The sequence below is a fragment of the Pseudarthrobacter woesei genome (assembly GCF_055412745.1).
The window spans coordinates 565,454-581,662 of the sequence record NZ_JBVAYU010000001.1 but is presented as its reverse complement, the minus strand read 5'-3'; the positions used below and the strand labels follow the sequence as shown (position 1 = coordinate 581,662).

Below are 16,209 nucleotides of genomic sequence, written 5' to 3'. Positions count from 1 at the left end.
TAATGCGGTTTCAACTTGGTCGCTTAGGTTTGGCTAACCTACAGTTTTGCTTAGTGAGCATGCCCTAACTTCCCCGCTCACGGGGGCTAGGGTTCCCTGACATTCTCCTTGCAGAAAGTAGCCCCATGAAGATCCGCAACAACGCCCTGGCAGGCATTGCACTCGCCGCCACCGCCGCGCTGGGCCTGGCAGCCTGTGGCTCGGGCACCTCCACCTCCCCCAGCAGCAGCGCCGCCGCCGGTGAAAAAGTCGCCGGCGAGATCACCGTGTACAACGCCCAGCACGAGTCCCTGACCAAGGAGTGGGTGGACGCATTCACCGCGGAGACCGGCGTCAAGGTCACGCTGCGGCAGGGCTCGGACACCGAAATGTCCAACCAGATCAGCCAGGAGGGCCAGGCCTCCCCGGCGGATGTCTTCCTCACCGAGAACTCCCCCGCCATGGCCCAGGTGGAAAACGCCGGACTCTTCGCGGATGTGGACAAGGCCACCGTAGACCAGGTCCCCGCCGGATTCCGGCCGTCCACCAACAAGTGGACCGGCATCGCGGCCCGCTCCACCGTGCTGGTGTATGACAAGGCCAAGCTGAGCGAGAGCCAGTTGCCCAAGTCCATGCTGGATCTGGCCAAGCCCGAGTGGAAGGGCAAGTGGGCGGCCTCGCCGTCCGGCGCCGATTTCCAGGCGATCGTCTCCGCCCTGCTGGAACTCAAGGGCGAAGCCGCCACCGAGGAATGGCTCAAGGGCATGAAGGACAACTACAAGCCCTACAAGGGCAACAGCACGGCCATGAAGGCCGTCAACGCCGGCGAGGTCGACGCCGCCCTGATTTACCACTACTACTACTACGGCGACCAGGCCAAGACCGGCGAGAACTCCAAGAACGTCACCCCGCACTACTTCAAGAACCAGGATCCGGGCGCGTTTGTGTCCGTCTCCGGCGGTGGCGTGCTGAAGTCCTCCAAGAACGCCGCAGCGGCGCAGGCCTTCCTGAAGTTCATCACCGGCAAGAAGGGCCAGGAAGTCCTGCAGAAGGGCACCTCCTTCGAGTACCCCGTGTCCTCCGGCGTTCCGGCCAATGAAAAGCTCGTACCGCTGACGGAACTGCAGGCCCCTACCGTGGATCCGGCCAAGCTCAACTCCGCAAAGGTCACCGAGCTGATGACCAAGGCGGGACTGCTCTAAGCACAGTGACAACCACGCTGGCCCCCGGAAAATCCGGGGACACGACGACGGCGGGCCGGGGCAAGAGCCCCCGCCCGCCTTTTGGCGTTTCTGTTGTAGCGATCCTCGCGGTCCTGATCGCCCTGTTCTCGCTGATTCCCCTGGGCTATGTCATCGTTATGACGACGGCCACCGGCTGGGACACCGCCGTCGCCCTGGTCTTCCGGGAACGGGTGGGTGAGCTCCTGCTGAACACGGTGCTGCTGATGGTGATCACCGTGCCGCTATGCCTCGTCCTGGGCGTGGGCGGCGCCTGGCTGGTGGAACGCACCAACCTCGCGGGCCACAAGTGGTGGGCCGTGCTGCTCGCCGCCCCGCTGGCGATCCCCGCGTTCGTCAACAGCTACGCGTGGGTCTCCGCGGTGCCCTCGCTCGGCGGACTCTGGTCCGGCGTCCTGATCTCCACGCTCTCCTACTTCCCGCTCGTGTACATCCCCGCCGCCGCGACGCTCAGCCGGCTGGATCCGGCCATCGAGCAGTCTGCCGCGTCCCTGGGCCTTGGCGCCTGGAGTGCCTTCTTCCGCGTGGTGCTGCCGCAGCTCCGGATCGCGATGACCGGCGGCGCACTGCTGGTGTCCCTCCACCTGCTGGCCGAGTATGGCGCCTTCGCGATGATCCGCTTCGACACCTTCACCACCGCGATCATGGTGCAGTACCAGTCCACCTTCAACGGCACCGCCGGGAACATGCTGGCCAGTGTTCTCGTCTTCTTCTGCCTGATCCTTCTGCTGCTCGAAGTCCGCGGCCGCGGCAGCGCCCGGTATGCGAGGGTGGGCTCCGGCGCCCAGGCCCGCGCCCTGCGGCTGCCGCTGCACGCCTACCAGGTCCCCGCACAGCTGTCCCTGATCGCCCTGACCGCCCTGGCCTTCGGCCTTCCGCTGACGTTCGTGCTGCGCTGGATCATCGCCGGCGGCCCCGAGATCTGGTCCGCGGACGAGTTCCTGCCGGCGCTCCTGCAGACCCTCGCCTACGGCCTCTCCGGCGCCCTCGCCACCACTGTCGTAGCGTTCCCGATGGCCTACCTTGCCGTTCGGCACCCCAGCTGGTTCAGCAAGGCACTGGAACTCTCCAACTACGTCACCAGCTCCATGCCCGGCATTGTGGTGGGCCTGGCCTTCGTGACGGTCAGCATCCGGGTGGCGCCGGGCCTCTACCAGACCTCGACAGTCCTGGTGGCCGCCTATGTGCTGCTGTTCCTGCCGCGCGCCCTGGTCAACATCCGTTCCGGCCTGGCCCAGGCACCCAAGGAACTCGATGAGGCCGCACAGGCGCTCGGAAAACCTCCGCTGTTGTCCTTCCTCCGCGTCACGCTGCGCCTCACGGCGCCGGCCGCCGCCGGCGGAGCCGCGCTGGTGTTCCTCGCGATCGTCAACGAACTCACCGCAACCCTGCTGCTCTCGCCCAACGGCACCCGCACTCTCGCCACCGAGTTCTGGAGCAAGAGCAGCGAAATCGACTACGCGGGCGCCGCCCCCTATGCGCTGCTGATGATCCTGATCTCGGCGCCGATGACCTATCTCCTCTTCCAGCAGTCCAAGAAAGCGGCGGGACAGTGACCCACAGCCCATCCCGGCTACCGGAACCGCGAATCGCGGCCTCGGTTGCCACCAGCACGAACAACCACCTCAGGATCGACGCTGTCACCAAGAACTTCGGCCCCCAGGCCGTCCTCCAGGGCGTCAACCTCTCCGTGGCCAAGGGCGGGACGACGGCGATCGTGGGCCCCTCCGGCTCCGGCAAGACAACATTGCTGCGACTGATTGCCGGCTTTGAACACCCCGACACCGGCAGCATCTCACTCAACGGCAGCAAGGTGGCCGGCGACGGTGCCTGGGTGCCGGCACACAAACGCCACGTCGGCTATGTGGCGCAGGACGGCGCCCTGTTCCCGCACCTGAGCGTCGGGCAAAACATTTCCTTCGGCCTGGACTCCGGCAAACTCGCGGGCGGACACCGCGCCGTCAAGGCCCGGGTCGGCGAGCTGCTGGAGATGGTCTCGCTGGACCCGGCCATGGCCAAACGACGCCCGCATCAGCTCTCCGGCGGGCAGCAGCAGCGCGTCGCCCTGGCCCGCGCCTTGGCCCGCGAGCCGGAGCTCATCCTGCTGGATGAACCGTTCTCCGCGCTGGATGCGGGCCTGCGCGTCGCCACCCGCCGCACCGTCGGCAAGGTGCTCAAGGACGCTGGCGTGACCACCATCCTGGTCACCCACGACCAGGGCGAGGCGCTGTCCTTCGCGGACCAGGTGGCGGTGATGCGCGGCGGCAGGCTGGCGCAAATCGGCAACCCGTTCATCGTCTACACCCGCCCGGCGGACCGCGCCACCGCGGAATTCCTGGGCGACGCCGTCATCCTCGACGCCTGGATGGAAGGCTCCCTCGCCACCTGTTCGCTCGGCGGCATCCCCGTGCGCCGGCCCCCGGCGCAGGGCCGGGTCCAGCTCATGCTGCGCCCCGAGCAGATCCGCATCGCCGAGGACGGCCCCATCCGCGGTGTGGTGGTGGACACCGACTACTTCGGGCCGGAAACCACGGTCCGGCTCAAACTCGCCGTCCCGCCGGTCCTCGCCGCAGGAGCCGTGGCGGACCACCGCTACCCCGGCGGCGGCGAAATTATCACGATCCGGCACTGGAATGCCTCCATCGCCCGCCCCGGCACCGAGCTGTCCCTGCGAGTGGTGGGCGAGGCCGTCGCCTTCCCTATGGAGGACCTGCCGCCGGGGTGAACGGTCCTGCCACGACAGGGCGCCGCGCCGCCCACACGCGGCGCGGCGCGCCCGCGCGGTCCGTTGAGCCGGTCCGGCTCCCGGCATAGGGTGGGGCGCATGACTGTTCAGCCAGCGCTCCACCGCCAGCACTGCTCCGTTGCCGCGCCGACCCAGTTGTGGCTCGACGACGACGGCCGCCTCGCGAGCGGACCGGACGCCTCCGGCGGGTCCCGCGCCGGAGCCGGCTGGTTCACCGGGCTGCTGCACGGGGACACCCGGATGCTGTGCCGGGCCGAGGTGCGGGTGAACGGCATGGAACCCGAACCCGCCACGGTCGAGGCGGCCCCGGGCGGTGTGCTCCACGTCCGGGGACTGATCCGCGGCATCACGGGACCCACCGAGGATCCCGCCGTCGAACTTGTCCAGACGTGGACCGTCACGCCGGGCGTGGTCCGCCACTGGCTGCAGCTGAGCACCTCGCTGGAGTCCGTTGACGTGGAAATCGAAATCCGGCTCGCCGCCGACTTCACCGATATGGCCGGGATCCGCCTCAGCCGCTTCCGCCAACCCCTCCGGCCGTACTCCGCGGATGATTCCTCGCTCCGCTGGCGTGACGGCGGCAGGACCCTGACAGTCGCCGCCCCCGGCAACGTCGCCGCGGGCGAACGGCTCCTCTGGCGCGGAACGGCCGGCCGCGGACGGCCCTTCGAGGCGGAGTGGCAGGCGGTCCTGGCAGACAGCGAGGACGCCATGGTGGCGGCGCGTCCGCCCGTCTCGCGGCGGCACCGCGCGTCGCCGCCGGGCGCACTGGGACACCTGCTGGACAACGCCCTCGATGAACTGGCCGGACTTCGCCTGGCCTCTCGGCAACTGCCGGACGCATCCTTCTTGGCCGCCGGCGCACCCTGGTACTTCACGCTGTTCGGACGGGACTCGCTGTGGGCGGCGCGGATGCTGTTGCCGCTCGACGCCGGCCTGGCCGCAGGGACCCTGCGGACCCTCGCCGCCTTCCAGGGCACCCGGGACGATCCCGCCGCCGCCGAGGAACCGGGCAAGATCCTGCACGAGCTGCGGTCCAAGGAGCTCGTGCTGGAGAGCCAGCGCCTGCACCTGCCTCCGGTGTACTTCGGCGCCGTGGATTCCACCCCGCTGTGGCTGTGCCTGCTCGGCGAGCTCGGGCGGGCCGGACTGGACGACGCCGCGGTCCGGGCCCTACTGCCGAATGCCGCCCGGGCCGCGGAATGGCTGCTTGCCGCCGGCGGTGCCGGGCAGGCCGGGAACCGCGGGGCGAATGGCGGGTTCCTCAGTTACCATGACGCCACCGGCCACGGGCTGAGCAACCAGGGCTGGAAGGATTCCGGGGACGCCATGCAGTTCCGCGACGGCCGGCAGGCCGACGGACCGATCGCGCTTTCCGAGGTGCAGGGCTACGCCTACCAGGCCGCGCGGGAAACGGCGGAGCTCTTCGACGCCTACGGGGAACCCGGCGGCCAGGCGCTGCGGGACTTCGCCGAGGCCCTGCAGCAAAACTTCCGCGAGCGTTTCTGGGTGGAGGATGACGGCGGGCTGTTCCCGGCGATGGCGCTCGACGGCCGCGGCGTTCCGCTGGACGTGCCGGGCTCCAACATGGGGCACCTGCTCGGCACCGGCATCCTGAACGCGGCCGAGGCCCGGCTCGTGGCGGACCGGCTGCTAAGCCCGGAGCTGTTTTCCGGTTACGGCGTGCACACAATCTCGCGCCGGGCCGCCGGCTTCTGGCCGTTCAGCTACCATTGCGGCTCGGTCTGGAGCCATGACACGGCCGTCGCGATCCGCGGGCTGCTCGCGGAAGGTTTCATTTCAGAAGCACGGACGCTTGCCGAAGGCCTGCTCGCGGCGTCGGCCTCCTTCGGCCACCGCCTCCCGGAACTGTTCGCGGGAATCCCCGCCGACGAGTCGGGCCGCGCCGTGCCGTACCCCGCCTCGTGCCACCCGCAGGCGTGGTCCTCAGCCTCGGCCGTGGTGATCGCCCAGGCCATGGGCGTGGGGTTCTAGGCCGGTTCCAGGTGTTTCCGGCGCGGCACGCGTTGCCGCGCGCCGCAGACCGTCCGCCAGGATGACGACGCCGACGACGGCGACCGCCAGCCCCACGGAGGCCAGCACATCCGTGAGCCAGTGATAGCCGAGGTACAGCCTGCTGAACGCCACCGCCGCGGTGCCGGCGGCTGCGGCTGCGAAGGCGGGCACCGCCGTCGTACGCCTTCCGCCGCGTGCCGCGATCAGGTAGGCCAGGACCAGCAGGAAGACGCCGGCGCCAAAGGTGTGCCCCGAGGGGAAGGAAAGGGCATCGTCCGGTCCCAGCAGGAAATCACTGGCCGGAGGCCGGGTGCGGCCCACCTGGTGCTTGATGAAGGTGGAAAGCCCGAAGGTCGCCGCCATGGCACCGATCAGCAGGGCCGGCCGCCAGATTTCCCGCTTCCAGACGGCCCAGGCCAGCGCGAACGCGAAGCCGATCACGGCCATCCAGAGCGGGGACGTCACCGTGGTCACGGCCGTCAGGGCGGCGGTGGCCAGCGGAGTCCGTGAGTCCATCAGGGCCTCATGCACCGGCCCGTCCAGGGCTGCGAGGCCGCTGTCCGATTGAACTGCCGCGAGCATGATCCAGAAGACGGCGTCGCCGGCCACCAGCAGCCCGGCGGCGATGAAGAACTGCCGGCGCCGGGACGGCACCGGGGAGGATTCAGGGGTGCGCGGCAGTCGCTGGGCGGTAGGCATTGGCCGATTCTGCCACCGGGACCTGCCCGCACCCCGGGCAGCCGCTGGGAGTTCCCTTTGGACCCGGCCGGCGATTGGATGGCCCCCGGCGGCCGGGTCAGGAACCCGCCGGCCGCCTGGTCTGCGGATATGGGCTTTCGTGGCGGGCCAGCATCGCCACGAACCCGGCGATTTTCTTCTCCCGGGTCGAGGCCAGCTTGACCGCGTTGGTCCGGTAGATCAGCGCGTAGCGGTTCACCGAGGTCAGGACCTCGAACATGGCCTGCGCCCGGGGCTCGGCCGCAATGGCCGCGGCGAGATCGGCCGGGACCACCGCCGTCGCCGGCCCGGCATAGGCGGATTCCCAGCGGCCGTCCGCCTTGGCGCTCTCGACGGCGGCGCGGCCGGCCGCTGCCATCCTCCCGGCAGCTTCGAGGCGTCCGATCCGGTCCACGTTCCGCGCGGACCACATGCTCTTGGGCCCCCGGCGGGTCATCCGCTGGAAGGAGCTTTCCGCGTCGCGCCGCCGGCCCTGCCCGTCAATCCAGCCGAAACAGAGCGCCTCCTGCAGCGCGGCCTCGTAGTCCAGTTCGGTCACCGAGCCGCCCTTCTTGTGCAGCACCAGCCACACGCCGGGACTTTCCGCATGATGCTCCTGCAGCCATTCGCGCCACTCGGCGGCGTCCTTCACCAGCAGTTCCTCGAGTTCAAGAGCCATTCTTCATCTTCTCCCACCGTGACCGGATTCGGCGCTTTGGTGGCACCATATCCCTAAGAACCCCAACCCGTTCCAGCCAGGGAGCAACGATGCTGCGTGTCCGCCCGATTCACTACACGTCCCGCCCGGATCAGTGGGAGCGGCTGCTCGCCGCCCTGGGCATGGTGCGGACGGTGGACGACGGCGACTGGCAGGAATTCGACGCCGGCTCGGGCCGGCTGGCGCTGCACCGGGTCGATGCCGGGGCCGCGAAGGACGGAAGGACCGACTTCGGCGTCGAGGTCGGGGACCTTGCCGAGTTCGCGCGCCGCACCAACGCGGCCGGGGTGGAGGACGATACATCCCCCGCCGAGCTGCTCCGGGCCGACCACGGCGACACGTGCCGCATCACCGGCGGGGACGGCTTCAGCTTCCTGGCTGACAGGGCCGCCCACGGCGCGCAGTGCGCGGACGCCGATCCGGCGCTCGCCGTCGTCGAAGTCTGGTTCACCGAGGATGCTGCCGCCGCCGGAGAAGCGCTGCGGAGCATCGGGGCCCGGTTCCGTCCCGTCCCTGACGACGATGAGACGGCTGACTTCACAGCCAAGAATGGCGGAGTGCTGATGGTGCGCACAGGTTCCGGCCCGGCGCGGGCCGGCCTGGGCTTCGAGTACGACGGCGATCTGGACGCCTTGCGGGACCGTCTCACCTCCGCAGGGCACCAGGTCAGCATGACTGATGAAGCCTTCGGTCGTTCGCTGCATGTAGCCAACCCGGACGCTGCCGCCGGCAACGCCGCTCCGGGTTCGCACGTGCCGCCCACCCTCTGGATTTCGAAGCGGGCTCCGCTCGGTTCCTGACACGAGTGGGCATCTGCCCGCTCCCTGATCCCGACCCGGACGGAGCATCCGCTGAGAGCTGAGATCGCATGCCGGCGCCGGGAACGGGTCAGGGATGGGGTAGAACTTAACCATGAACGTTCGCACTCCTGACCCGAATCCCGGCTGGCTCTCCGACGACGACTTGTTCGAGGCGCGCGGCCGGCTGCCCATGGTCTATGTCGAGGCCGTGCCGGTCCGGCTGGATCCGCTCGGGTTTGTCAATGAGGTCGGCACGCTCCTGCAGGCCGATGAGGACGGCACCATGGTCCGTTCCCTTGTCTCAGGCCGGGTGCTGTACCGCGAGACTATCCGCGCTGCCCTGCTGCGCCATCTGGAGAAGGACCTCGGCCCGCTGGCGTTCCCGCAGCTGCCCATCAGCCCGGTGCCATACACGGTGGCCGAGTACTTCCCGTCCCCGTCCCAGACCGGCTTCACCGATGACCGCCAGCACGCCGTGGCACTGGCCTATGTCATCCCGGTCACCGGCGAATGCTCGCCCCGGCAGGACGCCCTGGAACTGACCTGGATGACGCCGCAGGAAGTCATGAGCTCGGACGTCCAGCTCGAATTCAGCGGCGGCCGCGGTGCCCTCGTACGCCAGGCCCTGGCCTTCGCCGGCGTCGGGAACTGAGCGCCGCAGAACCACCAGGAGCGGGCACCGGAACGCTCCATGGTTCCGCTGCGTCCCCGACTTCACGTAGCCGCCTTTGTAGACTGGTGTGCGGACCGCAAGAGAACTTAAGGACTCCAGATGACCCACCCCCCAGCCTCCCGGAACTTCAGCGAGCAGCAGGCTGGAGCTCTGCAGGGCGGCGATCATCTGCTCCTGCCCGACGGCGACCGTTCGGCTGAAATCCAGCGCGTCGACGTCGAAACCGACGATTTCGGCACGCCCGCCATGGTGCTGGCGACCCTCACCGGCGGCGGCGTGCTGCGCATCGCGGCGGGCTCCGTGGTTCGGATCGCCGGGGCCGGCCAGGACCTCGACGACGCCAGCGCCGTGGAAACCTCCCCGGACACGGCCACGGACGCCGCTTCGGTCGCCGCTTCGGTCGCCGCCGTCAGCACCTCCGCCGGCGCCGGCTCTCCGCCGCCGGCCGGCGGGCGTCTCGCTCAGGGGGCCGGCAGCGGGGCCGACGGCGCCGCGGCGCCTCCCGCCGTCGTCGTCCCTCCCCTGCCGCCCGCGCCGCCAGCGGTGAGCGGCCCCAGCGAGGAAGACCTGGCACTCATCCCTGCCCTTGCGGGCACCCCCGAATCCGTGGTGGAAGCCGTGGCCGAGGCGCACCCGGATTCGGTCGGCGTGCAACTGCTCAGCGAGCGGCTGGCCAAGGGCATCAACCCCAAGTCCGGCAGCTGCCTCAAGGATCTCAGCGACCTCGCCCACGAGCTGTTCATCATCCTCAAGGACGCCGAAAGTGCCCTCGCCGTCGCGGACCTGCTCAATGTCCTGCCGTTCGATGGGAACCCCGGGCGCTGGGGATCGGTTGAGGCGTCGCTGGCCCTGTCCGGCTATATCTGCCGCCAGCTGGGCCAGGAGGAGCGGGCCGCGGCCTACGAAAGATTCCTCCGCGCGCCCGACGCGATGGAAGCCGACCCGTTCAAGGCCCGGATCAACGCCAAGGTCCGCCAGCGCTCGCTCAACGAACCAAACCTGTATGACAAGGAAATCTTCCGCGCGATCGACAGCTCGAATCCTGATGCCGAACGCGAGTGGCGGCTGCTGCGGCTTGAGTCGCTGCTGTTCCTGCGCGCCCACGGCGGCTCGGAAACCATCGGAGCGCCCGAGCTGGAACGCCGGATCGGCAACGAACTCGAGTCCGTCCGTTCCTGACTGGCGTTTGGCCCTACCCCCTCACGGCCGGGCGTTGTAGATTCTCCCCATGACGAACAATCTGAGCGTTGTGATCAACTCCGACGCGCAGCAGGTTTGGACAATGCTGCGCGAACCCTCCAAAGTGGCCCAGTGGCACGGCTGGGAAGCCGACGACCAGGCGGCCGAGATCAACGAGATCTACTTTGGCCCCAACGTGGTCGAAGGTGCGGACCACACCTCCCTCGTGGTCGACGGCGGTGACGTCTTCACCTTGAAACCGGTCCCCACCGGCACAGAAGTCAGTGTCACCCGTGCCGCGGTGGACCACAATTCCGAGTGGGCCGCCTGGGACGAGGACATCACCCAGGGCTGGCTCACCTTCCTCCAGCAGCTCCGCTTCGGGCTCGAACGGCATCCGCATGGCAAGCGCCGGACGTTCTTCTTCTCCGTACCCGGAACCGGAGGATCCGCGATTGAAAAACTGGGTCTGTCGGACGTCCCCAAGCCCGGCGAACCGTACTCACTGACCCTGGCCACCGGAGAGGAGGCCGCCGGCAAGGTGTGGTTCCGGAGCAACCACCAGGTGGGGCTCACCGTCCACCACTACGCGGAGCACGGCGAGGGCCTGGTGATCGTGGCGGACCAGCCGGTCATCCCGGATGTCCGGCCCGACGGCGGCTCCCTCGTGATCGTCTCGACGTACGATCTCGGGGCCCATCAGCTGGAGGCCGTCCGCAGCCACTGGGACAAGTGGCGGGCCGAGAAGTACCCCACATCGGACCCGCTGCACTAAGGGTTGCCGGCCGCTAGCTGGCACACTTGAACGGTGCCAGCGAATCCTGAATCACCCGTGCCGCCGCTCCAGCCGGGCCGGCAATCCGAATTCTCCTTCCGCGTGGGCAAACGCCTGAGTGAAAGCTGCCCGCCGTCGGCCGCTCAGGTGGCCGAAAACGGCGGGGAGTTCCTGGGCCGCACCGGCACCATCACCACCCCGCACGGCGAGATCCGGACGCCCGCGTTCATCGCCGTCGGCACCAAGGCCACGGTCAAGTCCGTACTGCCGGAATCCGTTGCCGAACTCGGCGCGCAGGCCGTGCTGGCCAACGCTTACCACCTGTACCTGCAGCCGGGTGCGGACATCCTGGACGAGGCCGGGGGCCTCGCTGCGTTCATGAACTGGCGCGGGCCCACGTTTACCGATTCCGGCGGTTTCCAGGTGATGAGCCTGGGCTCGGGTTTCAAGAAGGTCATCGACATGAAATCGGTCGACAATTCGGGACCCGACGACGCCGTCGCCCCCGGCAAGGAGCGCCTGGCCCACGTGGACGAGGAGGGCGTGTGGTTCAAGAGCCACCTCAACGGCGACCGGCACCGTTTCAGCCCGGAGATCTCGATGAACGTCCAGCACCGGATCGGCGCGGACATCATGTTCGCCTTCGACGAGCTGACCACGCTGCAGAACTCCCGCGGCTACCAGGAGGAGTCGCTGGAACGGACCCGGCGTTGGGCCGAACGCTGCATCACCGAGCACGTCCGGCTCACCGCCGAGCGTGCGGGCAAGCCCTACCAGGCGCTGTTCGGGGTCATCCAGGGTGCCCAGTACGAGGACCTGCGCCGCAAGGCGTGCAGGGACCTCGGCGCCCTGAACTTTGACGGCTTCGGCATCGGCGGGGCGCTCGAGAAGGAAAACCTGGGCACGATCGTGCGCTGGTGCACCGAGGAACTGCCGGAGAACAAGCCGCGGCACCTGCTGGGCATCTCCGAGCCGGACGACATCTTCACCGCCATTGAGAACGGCGCGGACACCTTCGACTGCGTCTCCCCCACCCGGGTGGCCCGCAACTCCGCGTTCTACCACCCCACCGGCCGGTACAACCTCTCCGGCGCCAGGTACAAGCGCGACTTCGGCCCGCTCCAGGACGGCTGCGACTGCTACGCGTGCCTGAATTACTCGCGGGCGTACATCCACCACCTGTTCAAGGCCAAGGAGATGGTCTCGGCCACCCTGATCTCGATCCACAACGAGCGCTTCGTGGTGAAAATGGTCGACGACGCCCGGCTGGCCATCGAGGCCGGCAACTTCTTCGAGTTCAAGGCCGAGACCCTGGCGCAGTACTACTCCTAGGTTCCGCTGCGTTACGGCGGCCGGCGGCCGGCGTCGAGATCGCCGGAACGTTGCGGCGGCCGGCGTCGAGATCGCCGGACCCGCGCCAGTTCGCCGGAAAATTCCGGCGATCTCGACACTTTCCGGCGACCTCGGCACTTTCCGGCGACCTCGGATTTTCCACATAACGACGGCGGGGCCTCCCGGGAGCTTCTTCAAGGCTTGACGCTTGTGTCATGCCGCACAAAAAATCTCTTGAACTGCCTGCCACGGGCAACCTTTGGCGCACCGGCCAGCTGTTGGACTCCGGCTATGGCTCGCGGGCCATTAAATCGTTCGTGGACTCCGGGGAACTCGTCCGGCTGCGCTACGGCTGCTACCTCCGCGCCAGCATCTGGAAGGCACAGTCCCCAAGCGTCCGAAGCCGACAACTGATCTTTGCCCACGCACACGGAACCCGCACGACGTCGACCGGCGCCTTTGTCTACAGCCACACGACCGCAGCGCGGCTGCATCGCCTGCATCTTTGGGACGTAAACGACGTCATCCATCTCCTGCAACGCGTGCGGCCATCGAATGAGCGCCACGGCAAGGACGTCAGGTGCCACACGCGCCCCTACGCTGAACACGAGGTGACTGCGGTCCGAGGCCTTCGGACAACTTCGCTGGAGAGGACGGCCGCTGACTGCGCCCTGATGCTGAGCTACCGGCAGGCACTGATCGTAATGGACCATGCCCTTCGCCTCGGGGCGGACGCGGTCACGATGCAGACGATGGCAGATTCGCTGGACGGGCGGCGCGGTATCCGCACGTTTCGAAGGGTCCTGGCGAATGCCGACGGCCGATCTGAATCCGCGGGCGAAACGCTGACCCGCGAGCTGATCCTGCGGCTTCGGATCAAGCTCCCTGAACCACAAGTCGAGGTATCAAGCCGGGCCGGTCGGCACCGGCTGGACTTTGCCTGGAAGGAGGAGAAGCTGGCCCTGGAGTTCGATGGCAAGACGAAGTACTTCGACTACAAGCCCACTCCCGAGGTGCTGTTCCAGGAGCGCCGGCGGGAGAAAGCCCTCACAGAAGAGGGCTGGCGTTTCCTCCGGATTGAGTGGAAGGATATCTTCCGCGAGCAGGAGTTCAAGGGCCGGCTGCTGCGTGCTTTGGCCGCCGGCCCACGTCCTTGAGCGGCGAATTCGCCGGACCCGCGCCGGGTCGCCGGAAGCCTACGGCGAGCCCGCACGTTTCCGGCGATTTCACCGGCGGATTACGCGCCGTAACTCGGTTCGCGCTTCTTGATCCAGCCGATGGCGAGCAAGGTCAGCGGCACGAAGGCGAACTCCACGAGGGTTTTATAGAGGAATCCGACGAGGACGTAGTTCACGAACATCCCCGCGTCTGCAATGCCGATCACGGAGGCTGCGATGCTGCAGAAGATCAGGGTGTCCACGAATTCGCCGGCGACAGAGGATCCCATGATGCGCGCCCAGAGAGACTTCTCGCCTGTGCGTGCCTTCATCTTCACGAGGATCCAGGCGTTGATCGTCTGGCCGGCCAGGAACGCCAGCAGCGACGCCAGCACGATCTGCGGGACCGGCCCCAGGGCGCCTTCCAGTGCGGTCTGTTTGGCGATGCCAAAGTCATCATCGAAGCCCGGCAAGGCGATGATGATCCAGTAGCAGAGCGACGCGAAGACGGACAGCGCGAAGGTGGTGACGATCGCCTTCCGCCCGACCTTGAAGCCGTAGACCTCGCTGATGACATCGCCCAGGATGTAGGCCAGCGGGAAGAGGAAGAATCCCCCGTCCGTGATGACCGGACCGATCGCGACGCCCTTGGACGCCCCGATGTTGGACAGGATCAGCACCACGGCCATGACGGCCATCATGATGCCGAAGTACGGGGAACCGATCGAGGCGAACTTCGGCGGCGCTGCGGCCGGAAAGGTCTTGGCGGAAGTCATGGGTATTCCATTCGTAGTGGTTCGCCTTATGCCCGGGTTCTCCGCGGAGGCCGTGTGGGCAGCCGGCTGTATTAGCACTGATGGCTCCTGGCGGGCTGACCGCCGGAACCGCCCTCCATTCTCTCACCCTGCGCCGCCATGGGAACCGGGCGCCTGGCAGCTCACAACCGTTCATCCCCACACTGTGAACGGTACGGTCGTGATGGCAGGATGGGGCCCAGGGAGCAGAAGTGCCTGACGGCGCGGTCTCCACCCGCGCCCTCGTCAAGCGATACCACGATGTCACCATCGTCGGCTCGCTCGACCTCGACGTCCGCCGGGGCGAGGTCTTCGGGTTCCTCGGCACGAACGGAGCAGGTAAGACGACCACCATCCGCATGCTGCCCGGCCGGGTCAGGGTCTGGAGACTCGTCCGCGGGTACGACAAAGGCCGGCAAATTCACGACCCCGGAAGGTAACGACGGGAGTTAACCACGACGGCGGGCCGCCGGATCCCGGAACTGACGCTCCGTAGGCGGCCACCCGCCGTCGCTCTTGCCCGTGCCGCCCTAGCGGCGCGAGGCGTCGACGAGGTCCTTGTCGTCGTCCTTGCGGCCGGTAACACCCGCGTCAGCGTCCACGTCAGCGGGCTCCCAGGCGTGTCCCTGTTCGTGGTCCAGGTGCGTGGACTTCTTGTTCTTCAGCGCGAAGATGTAGACCAACAGCGAAATACCGATGCCCACGGTGATATAGGTGAAGAAAATTTCCACCTGACCGGCCTTCTGGAACGCCGCACCCACCAGCGGCGTGGTGCCGCCGAACAGCGAGTTGGCAATCGCGTAGCCGAGGCCGACGCCGAGGGCCCGGATGGAGGCCGGGAACAGCTCGGCCTTCACGAGGGCGTTGATCGAGGTGTAGCCGCCGACAATGAGCAGGCCGCCCATCATCAGCAGGAACGCGGTGAACGGATCCTTGGTGCCGGCCAGCGCGGACAGCAGCGGCCAAGTCAGCAGCACACCCGTAATGCCGAACCAGAGCAGCAGCGGCCTGCGGCCGACGCGGTCCGAAATGATGCCGTAGACCGGCTGCAGGAGCATAAAGATGAACAGCGCCCAGAAGCTGATGACGGACGTGGTTTCCTTGGCGATGCCGCTGGTGTTCTGCATGAAGGACAGTGTGAAGTTGGTGTAGGTGTAGAACGCCATGGTCCCGCCCAAGGTGACGCCGATGCAGATCAGCAGGGACTTCCAGTGCTTCGTCAACAGCAGCTTCATGGTTCCCGGCTGCGCCTCGCCGCCGGCAGTCCCGGCCTTGGCGGCGGCAGTCTGCTCCGCAGAGATGGTTTCCTCCATCGACCGGCGTATCCAGAAAACCACGAGCGCGGCAACGCCGCCGATTGCGAACGGAATCCGCCAGCCCCAATCACCCAGGGCGTCCTTGCCGAGGGTACGTTCCAGGATGACGAGCACCAGGAGCGCCAGCATCTGCCCGCCGATGAGTGTGACGTACTGGAAGCTGGAGAAGAAGCCGCGGCGCTTGGCGGTGGCGGCCTCGGACATGTACGTGGCGCTGGTGCCGTACTCGCCGCCTACGGAGAACCCCTGCAGCAGCCGGATGAGCACCAGAAGGACCAGCGCCCAAATGCCGATGACCTCTTTAGTGGGCAGCAACGCGATGGCGAAGGAGCCTGCGGACATCATGGTCACACTCAGGGTCAGCGCGGCTTTCCGGCCGTTACGGTCCGCGTAGCGGCCGAAGAACCAGGCGCCGATCGGGCGCATCAGGAAAGTGACAGCGAAGACGGCCATTGCTTCCAGATTGCTCTGCAGCGGGTCCTTGGAGCTGAAGAAGTGGACGGCGAAGTAGGCGGAGAATGCCGTGTAGATATAGACATCGAACCACTCGACCAGGTTGCCTGCAGAGCCTTTCAGAATATTGCCTACGGCTTTTCTCGTTTGTGCCGATTCGGACAGCTGGGTGCTCATCAATGAACCTTCCTGGATCCGGCGCCGCAAGAGGCAACACCGTCCGCCACCCTATTCCTGGTGATCCGGAACACGCGGGTTCTGGTCATATTGGTCACGTGCACAATGCGGACGGTTTCCGGCGGGTGGCAGGATG

Annotated in this window: 15 protein-coding genes; 11 read left to right on the top strand and 4 right to left on the bottom strand. The window is 67.6% G+C overall.

The window, feature by feature from the left end; all coding sequences use genetic code 11:
* The first annotated feature begins 125 nt into the window (after positions 1-125).
* From ACZYZE_RS02810 to ACZYZE_RS02795, 4 genes are all read left to right on the top strand, one after another.
* The gene (locus ACZYZE_RS02810; protein ID WP_463906101.1) at positions 126-1,181 is read left to right on the top strand and encodes an iron ABC transporter substrate-binding protein; all 1,056 of its coding nucleotides are present in this window, start codon (positions 126-128) and stop codon (positions 1,179-1,181) included.
* Between the two features lie 5 nt (positions 1,182-1,186).
* Positions 1,187-2,776, top strand: a complete 1,590-nt coding sequence (locus ACZYZE_RS02805; RefSeq protein WP_459319455.1) for an ABC transporter permease — start codon at positions 1,187-1,189, stop codon at positions 2,774-2,776.
* A complete protein-coding gene (locus ACZYZE_RS02800) occupies positions 2,773-3,945 on the top strand; it encodes an ABC transporter ATP-binding protein (protein WP_459319454.1) in 1,173 nt (390 codons plus the stop codon). Before ACZYZE_RS02805 ends, ACZYZE_RS02800 begins: the two co-directional genes overlap by 4 nt.
* A gap of 99 nt (positions 3,946-4,044) precedes the next feature.
* Positions 4,045-5,961, top strand: a complete 1,917-nt coding sequence (locus ACZYZE_RS02795; RefSeq protein ID WP_459319453.1) for a glycogen debranching N-terminal domain-containing protein — start codon at positions 4,045-4,047, stop codon at positions 5,959-5,961.
* Here the strand turns inward: ACZYZE_RS02795 and ACZYZE_RS02790 are convergent.
* Positions 5,914-6,681: a phosphatase PAP2 family protein gene (locus tag ACZYZE_RS02790; protein WP_463906099.1), complete on the bottom strand. Its 768-nt coding sequence runs from the start codon at positions 6,679-6,681 to the stop codon at positions 5,914-5,916. The genes ACZYZE_RS02795 and ACZYZE_RS02790 overlap by 48 nt on opposite strands.
* A gap of 97 nt (positions 6,682-6,778) precedes the next feature.
* Positions 6,779-7,378 carry a YdeI/OmpD-associated family protein gene (locus ACZYZE_RS02785; protein WP_463906097.1) on the bottom strand — a complete coding sequence of 200 codons (600 nt, stop codon included), beginning with the start codon at positions 7,376-7,378 and terminating at the stop codon, positions 6,779-6,781.
* An 89-nt stretch (positions 7,379-7,467) separates the two neighbouring features.
* Here ACZYZE_RS02785 and ACZYZE_RS02780 point away from each other — a divergent pair, with 89 nt between their 5' ends.
* The 6 genes from ACZYZE_RS02780 to ACZYZE_RS02755 all read left to right on the top strand — a co-directional run bounded on the left by ACZYZE_RS02780 (position 7,468) and on the right by ACZYZE_RS02755 (position 13,333).
* Positions 7,468-8,217 (top strand): VOC family protein, encoded by a 750-nt coding sequence (locus tag ACZYZE_RS02780; RefSeq protein ID WP_459319451.1) that lies wholly within the window; start codon positions 7,468-7,470, stop codon positions 8,215-8,217.
* Between the two features lie 112 nt (positions 8,218-8,329).
* Positions 8,330-8,869, top strand: a complete 540-nt coding sequence (locus tag ACZYZE_RS02775; RefSeq protein ID WP_463906096.1) for an NUDIX hydrolase family protein — start codon at positions 8,330-8,332, stop codon at positions 8,867-8,869.
* A gap of 120 nt (positions 8,870-8,989) precedes the next feature.
* Complete coding sequence (locus tag ACZYZE_RS02770; RefSeq protein ID WP_463906094.1) at positions 8,990-10,069, top strand: DUF6707 family protein; 1,080 nt, start codon at positions 8,990-8,992, stop codon at positions 10,067-10,069.
* 49 nt (positions 10,070-10,118) lie between these two features.
* Entirely contained in the window at positions 10,119-10,844 is a 726-nt protein-coding gene (locus ACZYZE_RS02765) for an SRPBCC family protein (RefSeq protein WP_463906093.1), read from the top strand.
* A gap of 33 nt (positions 10,845-10,877) precedes the next feature.
* Positions 10,878-12,176, top strand: coding sequence for a tRNA guanosine(34) transglycosylase Tgt (tgt, locus tag ACZYZE_RS02760; RefSeq protein WP_463906091.1), 1,299 nt, complete (start codon positions 10,878-10,880; stop codon positions 12,174-12,176).
* Between the two features lie 215 nt (positions 12,177-12,391).
* Positions 12,392-13,333, top strand: a complete 942-nt coding sequence (locus ACZYZE_RS02755; protein ID WP_463906089.1) for a type IV toxin-antitoxin system AbiEi family antitoxin domain-containing protein — start codon at positions 12,392-12,394, stop codon at positions 13,331-13,333.
* 80 nt (positions 13,334-13,413) lie between these two features.
* Here the strand turns inward: ACZYZE_RS02755 and ACZYZE_RS02750 are convergent, their stop codons facing one another.
* Positions 13,414-14,109, bottom strand: a complete 696-nt coding sequence (locus ACZYZE_RS02750; protein WP_463906087.1) for a queuosine precursor transporter — start codon at positions 14,107-14,109, stop codon at positions 13,414-13,416.
* Positions 14,110-14,339: 230 nt separating this feature from the next.
* On the opposite strand from ACZYZE_RS02750, the gene ACZYZE_RS02745 reads away from it, so the two are divergent.
* Positions 14,340-14,567 (top strand): ATP-binding cassette domain-containing protein, encoded by a 228-nt coding sequence (locus ACZYZE_RS02745; protein ID WP_463906085.1) that lies wholly within the window; start codon positions 14,340-14,342, stop codon positions 14,565-14,567.
* A gap of 90 nt (positions 14,568-14,657) precedes the next feature.
* Here the strand turns inward: ACZYZE_RS02745 and ACZYZE_RS02740 are convergent, their stop codons facing one another.
* A complete protein-coding gene (locus tag ACZYZE_RS02740) occupies positions 14,658-16,073 on the bottom strand; it encodes an MFS transporter (protein WP_463906084.1) in 1,416 nt (471 codons plus the stop codon).
* Positions 16,074-16,209: the final 136 nt, after the last annotated feature.

Bases quoted from the DNA above. Each gene is read 5' to 3' on its own strand.
- ACZYZE_RS02810 (WP_463906101.1), top strand. From the start codon at position 126: ATGAAGATCCGCAACAACGCCCTGGCAGGCATTGCACTCGCCGCCACC.
- ACZYZE_RS02795 (WP_459319453.1), top strand. From the start codon at position 4,045: ATGACTGTTCAGCCAGCGCTCCACCGCCAGCACTGCTCCGTTGCCGCG.
- ACZYZE_RS02790 (WP_463906099.1), bottom strand. From the start codon at position 6,681: ATGCCTACCGCCCAGCGACTGCCGCGCACCCCTGAATCCTCCCCGGTG.
- ACZYZE_RS02785 (WP_463906097.1), bottom strand. From the start codon at position 7,378: ATGGCTCTTGAACTCGAGGAACTGCTGGTGAAGGACGCCGCCGAGTGG.
- ACZYZE_RS02780 (WP_459319451.1), top strand. From the start codon at position 7,468: ATGCTGCGTGTCCGCCCGATTCACTACACGTCCCGCCCGGATCAGTGG.
- ACZYZE_RS02775 (WP_463906096.1), top strand. From the start codon at position 8,330: ATGAACGTTCGCACTCCTGACCCGAATCCCGGCTGGCTCTCCGACGAC.
- ACZYZE_RS02770 (WP_463906094.1), top strand. From the start codon at position 8,990: ATGACCCACCCCCCAGCCTCCCGGAACTTCAGCGAGCAGCAGGCTGGA.
- ACZYZE_RS02765 (WP_463906093.1), top strand. From the start codon at position 10,119: ATGACGAACAATCTGAGCGTTGTGATCAACTCCGACGCGCAGCAGGTT.
- ACZYZE_RS02755 (WP_463906089.1), top strand. From the start codon at position 12,392: ATGCCGCACAAAAAATCTCTTGAACTGCCTGCCACGGGCAACCTTTGG.
- ACZYZE_RS02750 (WP_463906087.1), bottom strand. From the start codon at position 14,109: ATGACTTCCGCCAAGACCTTTCCGGCCGCAGCGCCGCCGAAGTTCGCC.
- ACZYZE_RS02740 (WP_463906084.1), bottom strand. From the start codon at position 16,073: ATGAGCACCCAGCTGTCCGAATCGGCACAAACGAGAAAAGCCGTAGGC.